We start from the raw sequence: 14,908 nt of genomic DNA, 5'->3' as shown, positions 1-14,908 counted from the left end.
GAAGTCTATTCCATGAACCGTCAAAAGCCCGAAAGCTCTCTCAGATCCGCGCAACATCCGCCGCCCACGTTTCTCTTTCTCATCTTCAATTGTCAAAAAACCGACACAACCCATCAGGTCCGTCACAGCGCGAAATGATCAAAGCTTGAAGCCAAAATCACCGCAAAATCTTCCCCACAAGAGCCTCAAGCTGTTTTGCCTGAGACCGCCAAGTCGCTACAAAGTCAAGAAACTTCAGAGCGAGTTCGTCGGTCGCCAGCAGCGCCGCCGCCCTCGTTGGTGTGCGGTTTATAGATCCGGGGAAGAGCGTTCGTCAACAGCCCCCGTTCGAAAAACTTCATAAAAGTGACAAGTCACTGTTATGTTTAGCAAATTCTGACCGCAGGCCATCCCGGCCCGATTCCGTAAACGAAAACGACGCCCGGAGCAGCGGCTCGGGCGTCGTCGAAGGCATATGCGATAACGGCATCGGGCAGCGGCGCCCGGAACGAAAACGGCGCGGCTGCGATCGTGTCGCGGCCGCGCCGATGGGGAGAGCCTTGCCGGTCTCAGGCCGCCTGTTTGGTGGCGTCCAGCGGGATCTCGACGTCGATCTCCAGGATCGACATATGTTCGTCGCGGTCCATCTTCACATGGACCTTGTCGCTGTCGATCTGCACGTGCTTGGCGATGACCGCGAGGATTTCCTCGCGCAGGATGGCGACGAGGTCGGAGCCGGCGGCACCGCGTTCATGCGCCAGCAGAACCTGCAGCCGCTCGCGCGCCATCGGCGCGGACCTCTGTTTGGTGAAAAGGCGGAAAATGCTCATGCAGCCCTCCGTGCGAAGATCTTGCCGAACAGGCTGCGCTTTTCGCCGGGGATCGTGACCGGCAGGGTTTCGCCGGCGAGGCGACGGGCAGCGTCGAAATAGGCCATGGCGGGCGGGCAACGCACGTCTGCGAGCGTGACCGGTGCACCGATGTTGGAGGCGCGAAGCACATCCATGCTTTCCGGGATGATGCCGAGCAGCGGGATGGACAGGATTTCCAGCACGTCCTCGACCTTCAGCATGTCGCCACGCTCGGCGCGGATCGGGTCGTAGCGGGTCAGCAGCAGGTGCTTTTCCATGCGCTCGCCGTTTTCGGCCTTCAGCGTCTTGGAATCGAGCAGGCCGATGATGCGATCGCTGTCCCGCACGGAGGAGACTTCCGGATTGGTGACGACGACGGCGACGTCGGCATGGCGCATGGCGAGCGTTGCGCCACGCTCGATGCCGGCAGGGCTGTCGCAGATGATCCAGTCGAAATGCTGCTTCAGCTCGGCGATGACGCGCTCGACGCCCTCTTCCGTCAAGTTGTCCTTGTCGCGGGTCTGCGACGCGGGCAGCAGGAACAGGGTTTCGAGCCGCTTGTCGCGGATCAGCGCCTGCGGCAGCTTGGCGTCGCCCTGGATGACATTGATCAGATCGTAGACGACGCGGCGTTCCGCCCCCATCACCAGATCGAGATTGCGCAGCCCGACATCGAAATCGACCACGACGACCTTTTCATTCCTCTGAGCCAGGGCGGCACCGAGGGCGGCCGTGGACGTGGTCTTGCCGACCCCACCCTTGCCTGACGTAACGACGATGACTTTCCCCATCTTGCTCTCCTGTTTTGGCCGTGTCCGGCTCACTTGAGTTTCTCTGCCATGATCGCATCGTCCTCCAGCCACAGCTGGACGGGTTGTCCGCGGAGGCCGGGGGCCATGTCTTCGGCCATTTTGTAGACGCCATCGATCGCGACCAGTTCGGCCTCGAGCTTCCGGCAGAAGATTCGTGCGGTGGCGTTGCCGACGGCGCCCGCCATGGCGCGGCCGCGCAGCGCGCCGTAGATGTGGATCGACCCGCCCGCGATGATCTCGGCGCCCGAGGCGACCGAGCCGACCACGGTGACGTCGCCTTCCGTAAAGACGACGGATTGCCCGGACCTGACCGGCTCGCGGATGACGAGCGACTGGAGCGCCGGGCGGGGTTCTTCCGCGCGGACCGCGCCGGCCTCGGGGGCCGCATCGGTCGCCGTCGCCGCATCCGCCGGATCGCTGGTCGTCACCTCGAAATCGGAGGCCGGACGCCCACCCTTCAGCGCCGGGGGCATTCCGGGCGCGATCGCGGAGGGACGCGCGCCCTCGATGCCCATGATGCTGACATTGCGGCGGGTCAGTTCGTCGACCAGTTCCTTCAGCTGCGTCCGGTCGAGCTTCAGGTCGGCGACGTCCAGAACGGCCGGGCGGCCGAAGAAGAAGCCGGCCGAGCGCGCGGCGAGATCGTCCAGCCGGATCAGCCACGCATCGAGCGGCAGGTCCGGCGAGAGAACGACCGCGAGAAAGGAGCGGCCCTTGATACGGATCGAGCGGGCGTCTGTTGTCACTTTGTTCATCGAGGTTAAGGATTCGTTTACAATATCTATCGCGAGGACGGTTAACGAAAGGTTAACAGGAACGGCCTTGCCCAAGGCTTGCGAAACCGTCGAAAGAGGCCATTTTCCTGCCATTTCCGGGGTTTCCTTGGCAGCCGGCAACGGCCGGCTGGAACATCCGCGACAGCGATACGTTGCCAACCCACTGCAGATGAAGGGATCGATGATTGATGGCTACGTCAAAGACTGCGACACAGGATCAGGCGGCCGGGCCCCTGACGAACGGAGCCCTCGACCTACCAGCCCTCATCATCGACGATTACAACATCGAGATCCGCGACAAGGACGGCTTCATCGGCGACAAGGCCACGAAGGGAGAGTTCCGCGAGAAGCTGCAGCACTGGCGCAAGGTCATGCGCGAGGTGGATATCGATCCGATCGGCAAGGTGCCGACCGCCGATCTTCCCAAGCGCGACATCGATGCCCTGCTGAAGAGCAAGGATGCGCAGGCGGCCGCTCTCGTGTGGAGCGCGATCGAGGATTTTTCCCAGGAGTTCGCCGATGTGGTCGCGCGTTTCCTGAAGCAGAAGCACTGGGCCGGCACGGAGCGGATCGCGGTCGGCGGCGGCTTTCGCCAGAGCCGGTCCGGCGAACTCACCATCGCGCGCACGGAGATGCTGCTGGCCGAGCGGGGCGTGCGCGTCCATCTGGTCCCGGTCGTTCACCACCCTGATGATGCCGGGCTGATCGGCTCGGTACACCTGATGCCCGCATGGATGCTGAAGGGGCACAAGGCGATCTTCGCCGTCGATATCGGCGGCACGAACATTCGCGCCGGCGTCGTGGATCTCGGCAAGGCGAAGAGCGACGACAAGCATTATCTGGAGGAGGCCGCCGTCTGGCAGTCGGAGATCTGGCGGCATTCCGACGATCGACCGAGCCGCGGCGCCGCCGTCGAGCGCATGATCGCGATGCTGAAAGACCTGATCGCCCGCGCTGAGAAGGAGAAGCTCGCGCCCGCGCCGCTGATCGGAATCGGCTGCCCGGGCATCATCCAGGCGGACGGCTCGATCGAACGCGGCGGGCAGAATCTCCCCGGCGGCAACTGGGAAAGCGACAGCTTCAACCTGCCGGCCGCCATCAAGAAGGCCATCCCCGAGATCGGCGGGCACGAGACCTTCGTGATGATGCACAATGATGCCGTCGTGCAGGGGCTGTCGCAGATCCCCTTCATGCACGACGTCTCGAAATGGGCGGTGCTGACCATCGGCACCGGCCTCGGCAATGCCCATTTCGTCAACAAGGAGAAGACGCAGGCATAAGGACCGCGCCTGACGGTGCCGGACTTGTGAAGCGACGTTCGTCCCGTTCCGCTCTACCTTCGGCCGCGACAGGATGAGAGGAGAGTGTGCGATGACGCGTCTGACGGCTCGGGATTTCCACCCGGAACTGCTCGAACTCTACGATTATTATGCCCATGGAAAGATCTCCAAGCGCGAGTTCCTCGACCGGGCGGGCAAGTTTGCCATCGGCGGACTGACGGCGGCGGCGATCCTGTCGTCCATGAGCCCCGATTATGCCTTGGCGCAGCAGGTCGCCTTCACCGATCCCGACATCGTCGCGGAGTACATCACCTACCCCTCCCCCAAGGGCCACGGCGAGGTCCGCGGCTATCTCGTGCGCCCGGCAAAGGCACAGGGCAAGACGGCCGCCGTGGTGGTCGTGCATGAGAATCGCGGTCTCAATCCCTATATCGAAGACGTCGCACGCCGCGTGGCGAAGGCCGGCTTCATTGCGCTCGCGCCCGATGGGCTGAGCTCCGTCGGCGGCTATCCGGGCAATGACGAGAAAGGGCGCGAACTCCAGAAAAGCGTCGATCCGACGAAGCTGATGAACGACTTCTTCGCCGCCGTCGAATTCATGATGGCGCATGACGCCGCAACCGGGAAGGTCGGCATGACCGGCTTCTGCTACGGCGGCGGAGTCTCCAATGCGACGGCGGTCGCCTATCCGGAGCTTGCGGCCGCCGTGCCCTTCTACGGCCGGCAGCCGAAGGCCGAGGATGTGCCGCGCATCAAGGCGCCGTTGCTGCTGCATTACGGCGAGCTGGACACAGGGGTCAACGAGGGCTGGCCGGCGTACGAAACGGCCCTGAAGGCGGCGGGGACGACCTATGAGGCCTATATCTACCCCGGCGCCAATCACGGCTTCCACAACGACTCGACCCCGCGCTATGACGAGGCTGCGGCCAAGCTCGCCTGGGACCGGACGATCGCCTGGTTCAACAGATATCTGGCGTGACACGCTGACGCCGGCGCCAGGACGCCGGCGTCCTGCCGACGGCCCCGATCGTCAGGCACCCTCGGCAGCCGGCGCCTGCAGGCGGCGGTAGCGGCTGTCGGGCGTCGCGAGCAGCTGGGCATGCGTGCCCTGTTCGGCGATCCGTCCATCCTCCACCACCATGATGCGGTCTGCATTGGCGATCGTCGCCAGCCGATGCGCGATCACGAGGGTCGTGCGCCCTTCCGCAAGCTCGCTGAGGGACTGCTGGATGGCACGCTCGGTTTCCGTGTCGAGCGCGGATGTGGCCTCGTCGAGAATGAGGATCGGCGGGTTCTTGAGAAAGATGCGCGCGATCGCGAGCCGCTGTTTCTGCCCGCCGGACAGTTTCACGCCGCGTTCCCCGATGACCGTCTCCAGCCCCTCCGGCAGTGCCGCGATGACCGCGTCGAGCCGGGCTCGCCGGGCGGCGGCGAGAATGTCCGCCTCCGAGGCCCCCAGGCGCCCATAGGCGATGTTCTCCCGGATCGTTCCGGCAAAGAGGAAGACATCCTGCTGGACGATGCCGATATTGGAGCGCAGCGATTTCAGCGTCATGTCGCGAATGTCCATGCCGTCGATGGTGATCGTCCCCTCGGTGACGTCGTAGAACCGCGGCAGCAGCGAACAGATGGTGGTCTTGCCGGCGCCGGACGGCCCGACGAAGGCGACGGTCTCGCCGGCGCGCACCGAGAGGTCGAGATCGCGCAGGATCGGACGGCCGCCCTGATAGCCGAAGCCGGCACCGCGATAGACGATATCGCCTCTCAGACGATCAACCGGCACCGCATCGGCGCGGTCGGCAATGTCAGGTTCGGTCTGCAGGAACTGCTGGTAGCGCTGGAAGCCGGCGATACCTTTGGGATAGGTCTCGATGACGGAGTTGATCTTGTCGATCGGCCGGAAGAACACGCCGACGAGGAGCAGGAAACCGACGAAGCCGCCGGCCGTGAGCTCCCCGCGCACGACGAACCAGGCGCCTGCCAGCATCACCGCCACCTGCACGAGGCGCATCGAGAGATAGGAGAGCGAGGTCGATGCCGCCATGAACTTGTAGGCTTCGAGCTTGGTGCGCTGGTATCCGGCATTGTTCTGGGCAAACAGCGCGCGCTCGTGATCCTCGTTGGCAAAGGCCTGGACGACGCGGATGCCGCCGACATTCTCCTCGATGCGCGCGTTGAACTCGGCGACCTTGCCATAGAGCGCATGCGAGTTGACCGTCATCCGCGTTCCATAGCGTGTGGTGACGAAAGCGGCGAGCGGCACGATGAGCGCGGTGATCAGCGCAAGCGGCACATGCACGAACATCATCAGGACGAAAGCGCCGACGAGCGTCATGACGGCGATGAAGACGTCCTCGGGCCCGTGATGGGCCACCTCGCCGATCTCGTCGAGATCCTTCGTCAGCCGCGCGACGAGATGGCCGGTCTTCTGGTTGTCGAAATAGCCGAAGGACAGTTTCTGCAGATGGTCGAAGGCCTTGCGCCGCATCTCCGTCTCGATGCGGATGCCCAACATATGTCCCCAATAGGTGACCACGACCTGAAGGCCGGCATTGACGACGTAGATGACGAGCAGGCCGAGCGCGGCGAGACCGATCAGGCCGAACTGGTTGGTCGGCAGCAGCCGGTCGATGAAGAGCTTGACGGCAAGGGGAAAGACCAGTTCGAGCAGACCGGCCGAGATGGCGCAGGAGAAATCCAGCAGGAACAAGCGGCGGTGCGGGCGGTAGTAGGCGGCAAACCGCCTGAGAAGATCATTCATGCCGTGGCTCTTGATATGCGGGGCGGCTCGACCGGATGCCGATGCGGCCTTCGGGCGCAGCCGCCCGAAACTGTGCTGCGGATGTTCATGCCCGCCATGCGTCGCCCGAAACCTAGAGCAAAGATGCCACAAGCTGAAAACGATATGCGGGCAAGCTGGTGGCTTGCCCGCATCTTGGCTCTCCATTGTGACATCGAAGGCACGCCGGAAACGAGGATGGACGGTCCGAACCTTCGGCTCAGAACTTCTGCGTCAGGGAAATCTTGAAGGTGCGTCCGGCTTCCGAATAAAGCTCGGAGGCATTGGCGATATCCTTGACCTCGAGCGCGTCGAAATAGGTCTTGTCGAAGAGGTTGTAGACGCCGCCCTGGATGCGCAGGCCCTTGGCCTGTTCCGGCTCCCACCAGCCGGTGAGGTTGACGATGCCATAGCCGCCGGGCTTGGTTCCCGCGATGGAATCGTCGTCCACGGCCGCCGCGGTGACGAGGCTGAGATCCGTTCCCCAGACCTCGGTGTTGTAGCCGACGCCGACGATCGCCTTCAGCGGTGCGACGGATGCGAGCAGTTCATCCGTGTCGAGATCGGTGCCGCGGGCATAGGCCAGCGAGCCATGCAGGTCGATACCGGACGAGAAGGTCTTCTGCGCGCGGGCCTCGATGCCGGAAATCCGGACGCGGTCACGGTTGAAGTATTCGATCGTCCCCAGTCGGTAGCCTGCCTCGGGCGTCGTTTCGCTGTCGATGAAGTTCTTGTAGCGCGTCGTATAGGCCGCAATCCGCCCGCCGAAGTCCTCGTCGCCGAAGTTCGCGCCCGCCTCGAAGCCGTAGCTCGTTTCCGGGTCGAGATCCGGATTGCCGATGGACCGGTAGAGCGGCGCGTTGTCATAATTGGTATAGAGCTGCGTCACGTTCGGCGCCTTGAAGCCGGTGGTGACCTGCGCGAACAGCTCGACATCCGAATGAATTTGCCAGGCGGCGCGGAGCTTTGGAGAAAGCCGGACATCGCTTTGCCCTTCGGGAAGATCCGGGCTGTTGCCGATGCTGGTATAGGTCGAGGTTTCCTGCGGATCGTGGCGGTACCAGTCGAGGCGCAGGCCGGGGGTCAGGGACACCCCGCTATTGCCGAACCCGATCTTGTTCTCCGCAAAGAGGCCGACCATCAGGCTGTCGGTGTCGGGCATGTCGGATCGGTTGTTGTGGTAGTTGGCGCAGGTCGGAACGTAGAATTCGTCGCAGCTGTCGTCACCCTTCTGGTACTGGCTCGTCCGGGTAAAGTCGATATTGCCGCCAAACGTGACCTGATGATGGAGCAGGCCGGTGTCGAAGCTGGAATTGGCATAGCCGCTTGCGCCGTAGGAACGGGCTTCGTTATCGCTGGAACGCATGTAGTAGCCCCGCGGCGGCGTCAGGCGCGTGCCGTGCGTGCCTTCGATGCGCTCGGCCCTCTGGAAATAGACGGTCGCAAAGGCGCTGTCGATCCAGCTGTCGCCGCTCGTCGCATCAAAGAAGTAATCCAGCGACACGCGGTCGCGCTTCTTGTCGGAATCCCGGTCGTAATCGTCGGGCTGATAGGTCAAACCCTGCGTCGCGCGCAGGTCGGTGGTCGTGTTCTGGCCGTAATGCTCGGCGGTCAGGCCGATCGTGTGGCCGCCCTCCAGCGACTGGCGCACCTTGAAGAGGATGTTGCGGCGGTTGAGATCCATCGGCTCGGCCTCCGTGCGCGTCGCACCGTAACCACCGACATCCCCGCCCGTCTCGTCTTCATGTCCGTATTTGTAGGAGCTCTGGAAGAGCACGGAGGTGTTGTCAAAGCGCTTGGCGATGGCCGCGGCACCGGTCAGCGAGCGGTCGGAGCCGTCATAGCCGAGCTTGGCGACGCCGCCGACCGTTGCACCGTCCGCAATCAGGTCGTCCGGCTCCAGCGTGCGCAGGATGATGGCGCCGCCGAGAGCGCCCGAACCCGCACGGCTGGAATCCGCGCCCCGCAGGATATCGACCGTGCCGAGGGACGCAAAATCATAGGTGTCGACGCCGCCCTGCGAGTTGCGCACGCCGTCCGACAGGTACGGGATCGGAATGCCGTCGATCGTCGTCAGCACGCGGTCGGCTTCCAGGCCACGGATGTTGACGCTCTTCGTGGCGGAGACGAAGCTGACGCCGGGCTCCGTCGTGTCGCCCAGGTCGTCGAGATCGTCGATGTCCTTCTCGGCGATCTGTTCGGCGGTGGTGCGGGTGGCAAGCGGCGTATCCTCCGGCGCGCCCTGCCGGACGCGATTGCCCTTGACGATGATCGTCGGCAGCGCCGTCTGCTCCTGGGTCGAAGCGGTGCCCTGCGCGGGCGGTGTTTCCTGCGCAAAGGCCGGCAACGTCACGGGCGCGAACGCGCCGACGACCATGAGAGATGAGCAGGCAAGGAGGATGGACCGCAAGCCCCGGGATACCATGTTGTTTCCTTTCAGCGGGCACACGAAAGCCTTTCGCCGCAGGGTCCCGCGGAGATGACATGACGTGGCCGACACAATGAACTGACAGACGAATGCCTGCCCCCGACACGACAGCTATAAAACATGAGTATTTGTGTCAATATTAAAAATCGGCGTTTCGGAGGATCCGTCGCGCGGCGTCGCGGCGACGAAAACCGGCGACGACATGGACAAGATTGCGGCCGCTTCTAGTTGGTACGGGATGCGCATCCGCAATCGCCGGAGCACGCCGGACAGGACGACGAGGAAGGACCGATCGTGGAAAAGACCGTGATCTCGAAAATCACCTGGAGACTGATGCCGTTCCTCGGCATCCTCTACCTGATCGCCTATATCGACCGTCAGAACGTGAGTTATGCCAAGCTCGACATGGTCGGCGCGCTCGGCATGAGCGAATATGCCTATGGCCTCGGCGCCTCGCTGTTCTTCATCGGCTATTTCCTGTTCGAGGTGCCGAGCAACCTCTTCCTGGAACGGTTCGGCGCGCGAAAATGGTTCGCGCGCATCCTCGTCACCTGGGGGATGGTCACGGTCGCGCTCGCCTATACGACTGGCCCGACGATGTTCTACATCCTGCGCTTCCTGCTCGGCGTCTGCGAGGCGGGCTTCTTCCCGGGCGTGCTCTACCTGCTGACGCTCTGGTTTCCGTCATCCTACCGCGCCCGCATGGTCGGCCTGTTCATGATCTTCAGCGCCATCGCCAATGCCATCGGCGCGCCGCTCGGGGGCATCCTGCTCGATCTCGACGGCATGCTCGGCTATGCCGGCTGGGAATGGGTCTTCCTTGCTACCGGCATCCCTGCCATCATCGCCGGCGTCGTCACGCTGTTCTATCTGGTCGATCGCCCGGAAAAGGCGACCTTCCTCTCCGCGGAGGAAAAGGCGTGGCTGCGCGATACGCTGGCCGCGGAAAATGCGGGGATGTCCGATCAAGCCGGCAACGGGTTCAAGGCGCTGGTCAATCCGCAGGTTCTGCTGATGGCCCTCTGCTACATCGGCTTTCCGCTCGCCGCCTATGGCCTCAGCTACTGGCTGCCGACCATCGTGCGGGAGTTCGGCGTCAGCAACACGGTCAACGGCTTCATCAACATCATCCCGTGGCTGCTCGTCGCCATCTCGCTCTGGGCGGTGCCGGCCATGGCCGACAAGGCGGCGTCCAAGACGCCCTATATCGTCATTCCCGCCTTCGTCGGCGCGGCCTGCCTTGTCCTCTCCGCCGTCGTTCCCAATCACGCCTTGCAGTTCGCCTTCCTCTGCGTCGCCGCGGCCGGCATTTTCTCCGGCCAGCCCGTCTTCTGGAGCCTGCCGTCACGGTTTCTCAAAGGTGCCGGCGCGGCCGCCGGTCTCGCCGCGATCAACTCGGTCGGCAATCTCGGCGGGTTCATCGCCCAGAACGTCGTGCCCTGGATCAAGGATGCGACCGGCAGCACCATCGCGCCGATGTTCTTTCTGGCGGCCTGCCTGACCGCGGCGGGCCTGCTCGTCATCATGACCGCGCGGATCACGGCCCGGCGCATCGCCCGGGACGGAACGAGCCTCGCATGAGCAGGACGCGGTCAGACACGTCGATCGGATGGTCATGCTCCTCACTCTAGACGACGTGTCGAAGAGCTACCGGACGGCGGAAGGGCCGCTGGCCGTCCTGCAGGGCATCGACCTTTCCCTCGGTGCCGGCGAGAGTCTGGCGCTGACCGGCGAATCCGGCAGCGGCAAGAGCACGCTCCTCCATCTGGTCGCGGGTCTCGATCATCCCGATGGCGGACGGATCACGGTCGACGGGCGGGAGATCGGCGGGCTTGACGACAAAGGGCGAGCCGCCCTCCGTCGCTCGACGGTGGGGCTGATCTTCCAGCAGTTCAACCTCATTCCCTCGCTGACCGTGGCGGCCAACCTTGCCTTCCACGCACGCCTTGCCGGTCGTCTCGATGCCGACTGGCAGCAGCAGCTGACCGCAAGGCTCGGGCTCGACCCGCTGCTCGCCCGGTATCCCGAGCAGTTGTCGGGCGGTCAGCAGCAGCGTGTCGCCATCGGGCGGACGCTGGCCGCGCGGCCGAAACTCGTGCTGGCGGACGAGCCGACGGGCAATCTGGACGAGGCCACGGGCGATGCCGTGATGGCGCTGATGCTCTCGCTCGTCGCGGAAACCGGATCCTCGCTGCTGATGGTCACGCACTCCCAGCGCCTTGCCGGGCAACTCGACCGCCGCATCCATCTGCGCTCGGGCCGGATCGACCGGACCGTGGACCGGCCCGCATGATGCGCCGCACGGCGATGACCGCGCTCCTGTCGCACTGGCGGCGCCGACCGCTGCAGCTGGTCATGCTGCTCCTCGGCCTGTCCCTGGCGACGGCCCTCTGGTCCGGCGTGCAGGCGATCAATGCCGAGGCGCGCGCGAGCTACGATCGCGCCGCCGCGACGCTCGGGCAGGACCGCCTCGACCGCATCGTCAGCGGCACCGGCGCGCCGGTCGCGCAATCCGACTACGTCGCGCTCCGCCGGGCCGGCTGGCTGGTTTCCCCGGTCATCGAGGGAACGCTGCGCCGCGGCCCGACGCGCCTGCACCTCATCGGCATCGATCCTCTGACCATGCCGGACGAGGGGCGGGCGGGCGATATCGGTGCGACAGGCGATCTCCTCGCCTTCCTCACACCGCCCGGCCTGCTCTACGTGTCCGCGGAGACGGCGGAGAAGCTGTCCGGACAATCCCTGCCACCGCTGAAGGTCGCCTCGTCGCTCCTTGCCGGCATCGGCATGACGGATATCGGCACCGCCCAGCAGCTCCTCGGCAAGCCCGGGGAGATCAGCCAGCTGATCGTGGCGCCCGGGCAGCGGCAGGGCCTTGCCCCCGTCGAGCAGATCGCTCCGGGGCTGGTCGTCAAGGCGCCGGATGCGCAGGGCGATCTGGCGCGCCTCACCGACAGCTTCCATCTCAACCTCACCGCCTTCGGGTTTCTCGCCTTCGCCGTCGGTCTCTTCATCGTCTATTCCGCCATCGGGCTCGCCTTCGAGCAGCGTCGGGCCACCTTTCGCACGCTGCGCTCGCTCGGCCTGCCGGCCACGACGCTGACCGGCCTGCTTCTCGCGGAGCTCGTCGGCTTCGCGATCATCGCCGGCATCGCGGGGGTCCTGCTCGGCTATCTCGTGGGATCGGTGCTCCTGCCCGGCGTCGCCGCAACCCTGCAGGGGCTCTACGGGGCCAGCGTTCCCGGCACTCTCACGCTGCGGCCGCAATGGTGGGCGTCCGGTCTGGCGATCGCGCTTTTCGGAACGCTGGCCGCAGCCGCGCAGAGCCTCTGGCGGGTCTGGCGCATGCCGCTTCTGGCACCGGCCCAGCCGCGGGCCTGGGCGCGGTCCTCGGAGTCCGGGCTTCGGCTGCAGGCGGCCGTGGCCGTTGCGCTGTTTGCCGCGACGATCGCGCTTGCCGCTTTCGGCTCGGGCCTCGTCGTCGGCTTCTCGGTCCTGGGCGGCCTGCTTCTCGGGGCCGCGCTGCTGCTGCCGGTGCTTCTCGCGCTGTTCCTCGCGCTCATGCAGCGCCTGACGCGACGGCCGGTCGCCGAATGGTTCTGGGCGGATACCCGCCAGCAACTGCCGGGCCTGTCGCTCGCCCTGATGGCCCTGCTGCTTGCCCTCTCCGCCAATATCGGCGTGGGCACCATGGTCTCCAGCTTCCGCCTGACCTTCACCGGCTGGCTCGACCAGAGGCTCGCCGCCGAACTCTACGTCACCGCCCGCGACGAGGCCCAGGCTGCGGATCTGCGGGCCTGGCTGCCCGGCCGTGTCGATGCCGTCCTGCCGATCTGGAGCGTTTCCGGAGACGTGCGGGGCGCGCCGGCGGAGATCTTCGGCGTCGCCGACGATCCGACCTACCGCGACAACTGGCCTCTGCTCGCAAGGACATCGGACACCTGGGATCAGGTGGCGGCAGGAACCGGTGCGCTGATCAACGAGCAATTGTCGCGACGCGATCGGCTCGTCATCGGCGACAGGCTCGACCTTCCCGGGGGATGGACGACCACGGTGGCCGGCGTCTACTCGGATTACGGCAACCCCCTCCCCCAGGTGATGATCGGCCTCGACGCGCTGACGACGCACTATCCGGATGTCGCCCGCCTGCGCTACGGTCTGCGCCTGCCGCCCACGCACGTCGCCGCGCTCTCCGAGGCGCTGCGCGCACGCTTCGATCTGCCGCCGGAAAATCTCATCGATCAGGCGAGCCTCAAACGCCGGTCGCTCGACATCTTCGAGCAGACCTTTTCGGTCACCGCCGCGCTCAACGTCCTCACCCTCGGCGTCGCCGGCCTCGCCATGTTCGCCAGCCTCATGACGCTGTCCGCCATGCGCCTGCCGCAACTCGCGCCGATCTGGGCCATGGGTCTGACCCGTCGCCAGCTCGTTCTTCTGGAGCTCGCCAGGACCCTCGTGCTGGCCGCCATCACGCTGCTTGCGGCCCTTCCCGTCGGGCTCGGACTTGCCTGGGTGCTGCTCTCCGTCGTCAATGTCGAGGCTTTCGGCTGGCAGCTTCCCATGCATGTTTTCCCCGCCGACTGGCTGCGTCTCGCAGCGCTCGCCCTCGGCGCCAGCCTGCTCTCCGCATTCATCCCCCTGCGCCAGCTTGCAGCGGTCGCACCGTCGGATCTCCTGAAAGTCTTTGCCAATGAACGGTAGGCCCATGACCGCTCGCCCCCTCCTGTCGCTGCTCCTGTGGCTCCTTGTCGGCCTGTGCCAGCCGCTGGCCGCAGCGGCGCAGGGCTTTGCAGGGCTCGGCACGACCGCGGAGGGGTTCGCCGTGCCGCAGCCCGGCAGAGCCTTCGCCTTTCCGCGCGATCACGGCGCCCATCCCGACTTCCGCATCGAGTGGTGGTACATCACGGCCAATCTCACCGGCGCCGACGGCAAGGCCTATGGCGTTCAATGGACGCTCTTCCGCTCGGCCCTCCAGCCGGGCGAGCGCGCAGGCTGGAGCAGCCCGCAGATCTGGATGGGGCACGCGGCCGTGACGACACCGGAGCGGCATTTCGTGGCCGAACGCCTCGCCCGCGGCGGCATCGGGCAGGCCGGCGTGACGGCGGAGCCGTTCGATGCCTGGATCGACGACTGGCGGATGCAGGCGACGGCGCCGACGGCAGGTCGCGACGCGGTGGCCGAGGTGCAGCTGACGGCATCGGGGCAGGATTTCCGCTATGCGCTCGACCTCACGGCCAAGGGCCCGATCGTCCGTCAGGGGCAAGAGGGCTACTCGGTCAAATCGGCGGCCGGGCAGGCGAGCTATTACTATTCGCAGCCCTTCTACGACGTGCGGGGCACGCTCTCCCTTCCCGGCGGCGAGGTCGCCGTTACCGGACAGGCCTGGCTCGATCGCGAATGGTCCTCGCAGCCGCTGGCGGCCGACCAGACCGGCTGGGACTGGTTTTCGCTGCATTTCGACAGTGGCGAAAAGCTGATGGGCTTTCGCCTGCGCGACAGCGGCGCGGGCTACACGTCGGCGACCTGGATCGCGGCCGACGGCACCCCCTCCCCTCTGGCGCCGGGCGCGCTGTCCGTCTCACCCTTGGCGACGGCCGCGGTCGCCAGGCGAACGGTGCCGGTCGGCTGGCACCTTACCCTCCCCGCCCGCGGTCTCGACATCACCACGACGGCCATCAATCCGCGGGCCTGGATGGCGACCCGAACGCCCTATTGGGAGGGCCCGATCACCTTCGGCGGCAGTCATGCCGGACGCGGCTATCTGGAGATGACGGGGTATTGATGGCGGATGTTTCGGACTTTGATAGAAGAGCGTATTCGGAGCGGCCTTGACGCTGATTTGACCGCCGCTTTCCACGAATAGGATTAGACGTTTCACAACGTAAGAGATAATTTGCAGACAACGACCGCAGCGATTTCCGTCGAAAACAGAGCAGAGCCGAATTTTCGTTCTCAGGACGCAGCAGATAAAATAGACGACGGTGCGTGCGCCGCCGAGGAACG

At 65.3% G+C, this 14,908-nt stretch carries 11 protein-coding genes; 6 read left to right on the top strand and 5 right to left on the bottom strand.

What is annotated here, in order from left to right:
• Nucleotides 1-548: 548 nt before the first annotated feature.
• The 3 genes from minE to minC are packed head-to-tail and all read right to left on the bottom strand — an operon-like array spanning nucleotide 549 to nucleotide 2,397.
• The gene (gene minE, locus LRX75_RS03555) at nucleotides 549-809 is read right to left on the bottom strand and encodes a cell division topological specificity factor MinE (protein WP_092937262.1); all 261 of its coding nucleotides are present in this window, start codon (nucleotides 807-809) and stop codon (nucleotides 549-551) included.
• On the bottom strand, nucleotides 806-1,621 hold the full coding sequence (gene minD, locus LRX75_RS03550) for a septum site-determining protein MinD (RefSeq protein WP_092989048.1): 816 nt from the start codon (nucleotides 1,619-1,621) through the stop codon (nucleotides 806-808). The genes minE and minD overlap by 4 nt, the downstream gene beginning before the upstream one ends.
• 29 nt (nucleotides 1,622-1,650) lie before the next feature.
• Nucleotides 1,651-2,397, bottom strand: a complete 747-nt coding sequence (minC, locus tag LRX75_RS03545) for a septum site-determining protein MinC (RefSeq protein WP_231811926.1) — start codon at nucleotides 2,395-2,397, stop codon at nucleotides 1,651-1,653.
• A 209-nt stretch (nucleotides 2,398-2,606) separates the two neighbouring features.
• Here minC and LRX75_RS03540 point away from each other — a divergent pair, with 209 nt between their 5' ends.
• A complete protein-coding gene (locus LRX75_RS03540) occupies nucleotides 2,607-3,698 on the top strand; it encodes an ROK family protein (RefSeq protein ID WP_231811924.1) in 1,092 nt (363 codons plus the stop codon).
• A gap of 91 nt (nucleotides 3,699-3,789) precedes the next feature.
• Nucleotides 3,790-4,677, top strand: a complete 888-nt coding sequence (gene yghX / locus LRX75_RS03535; protein ID WP_231811922.1) for a YghX family hydrolase — start codon at nucleotides 3,790-3,792, stop codon at nucleotides 4,675-4,677.
• 51 nt (nucleotides 4,678-4,728) lie between these two features.
• On the opposite strand, the gene LRX75_RS03530 is transcribed toward yghX, so the two are convergent.
• Both LRX75_RS03530 and LRX75_RS03525 read right to left on the bottom strand, forming a co-directional pair.
• Nucleotides 4,729-6,459: an ABC transporter ATP-binding protein gene (locus LRX75_RS03530; protein WP_231811921.1), complete on the bottom strand. Its 1,731-nt coding sequence runs from the start codon at nucleotides 6,457-6,459 to the stop codon at nucleotides 4,729-4,731.
• A 238-nt stretch (nucleotides 6,460-6,697) separates the two neighbouring features.
• Nucleotides 6,698-8,902 carry a TonB-dependent hemoglobin/transferrin/lactoferrin family receptor gene (locus tag LRX75_RS03525; RefSeq protein ID WP_231811919.1) on the bottom strand — a complete coding sequence of 735 codons (2,205 nt, stop codon included), beginning with the start codon at nucleotides 8,900-8,902 and terminating at the stop codon, nucleotides 6,698-6,700.
• Nucleotides 8,903-9,238: 336 nt separating this feature from the next.
• On the opposite strand from LRX75_RS03525, the gene LRX75_RS03520 reads away from it, so the two are divergent.
• From LRX75_RS03520 to LRX75_RS03505, 4 genes are read left to right on the top strand one after another with little or no spacing between them, the layout of a single operon-like run.
• Nucleotides 9,239-10,486, top strand: a complete 1,248-nt coding sequence (locus LRX75_RS03520; RefSeq protein ID WP_231811998.1) for an MFS transporter — start codon at nucleotides 9,239-9,241, stop codon at nucleotides 10,484-10,486.
• A 34-nt stretch (nucleotides 10,487-10,520) separates the two neighbouring features.
• Complete coding sequence (locus LRX75_RS03515; protein WP_231811917.1) at nucleotides 10,521-11,198, top strand: ABC transporter ATP-binding protein; 678 nt, start codon at nucleotides 10,521-10,523, stop codon at nucleotides 11,196-11,198.
• Nucleotides 11,198-13,606: an ABC transporter permease gene (locus tag LRX75_RS03510; protein WP_231811996.1), complete on the top strand. Its 2,409-nt coding sequence runs from the start codon at nucleotides 11,198-11,200 to the stop codon at nucleotides 13,604-13,606. The genes LRX75_RS03515 and LRX75_RS03510 overlap by 1 nt, the downstream gene beginning before the upstream one ends.
• 4 nt (nucleotides 13,607-13,610) lie before the next feature.
• Entirely contained in the window at nucleotides 13,611-14,687 is a 1,077-nt protein-coding gene (locus LRX75_RS03505; protein WP_231811915.1) for a lipocalin-like domain-containing protein, read from the top strand.
• Nucleotides 14,688-14,908 lie beyond the last annotated feature (221 nt).

Origin of the sequence: Rhizobium quercicola (genome assembly GCF_021168455.1) — a bacterium.
GTDB lineage: Bacteria > Pseudomonadota > Alphaproteobacteria > Rhizobiales > Rhizobiaceae > Ferranicluibacter > Ferranicluibacter quercicola.
The sequence above is the reverse complement of the archived record's forward strand: the minus strand, read 5'-3'. Positions and strand labels throughout refer to the sequence as shown.

Coding starts and splice junctions, on each gene's coding strand:
- LRX75_RS03515 (WP_231811917.1), top strand. CDS start 10,521: ATGCTCCTCACTCTAGACGACGTGTCGAAGAGCTACCGGACGGCGGAA.
- minD (WP_092989048.1), bottom strand. CDS start 1,621: ATGGGGAAAGTCATCGTCGTTACGTCAGGCAAGGGTGGGGTCGGCAAG.
- LRX75_RS03525 (WP_231811919.1), bottom strand. CDS start 8,902: ATGGTATCCCGGGGCTTGCGGTCCATCCTCCTTGCCTGCTCATCTCTC.
- LRX75_RS03530 (WP_231811921.1), bottom strand. CDS start 6,459: ATGAATGATCTTCTCAGGCGGTTTGCCGCCTACTACCGCCCGCACCGC.
- LRX75_RS03510 (WP_231811996.1), top strand. CDS start 11,198: ATGCGCCGCACGGCGATGACCGCGCTCCTGTCGCACTGGCGGCGCCGA.
- minE (WP_092937262.1), bottom strand. CDS start 809: ATGAGCATTTTCCGCCTTTTCACCAAACAGAGGTCCGCGCCGATGGCG.
- LRX75_RS03505 (WP_231811915.1), top strand. CDS start 13,611: ATGACCGCTCGCCCCCTCCTGTCGCTGCTCCTGTGGCTCCTTGTCGGC.
- LRX75_RS03540 (WP_231811924.1), top strand. CDS start 2,607: ATGGCTACGTCAAAGACTGCGACACAGGATCAGGCGGCCGGGCCCCTG.
- minC (WP_231811926.1), bottom strand. CDS start 2,397: ATGAACAAAGTGACAACAGACGCCCGCTCGATCCGTATCAAGGGCCGC.
- yghX (WP_231811922.1), top strand. CDS start 3,790: ATGACGCGTCTGACGGCTCGGGATTTCCACCCGGAACTGCTCGAACTC.
- LRX75_RS03520 (WP_231811998.1), top strand. CDS start 9,239: ATGCCGTTCCTCGGCATCCTCTACCTGATCGCCTATATCGACCGTCAG.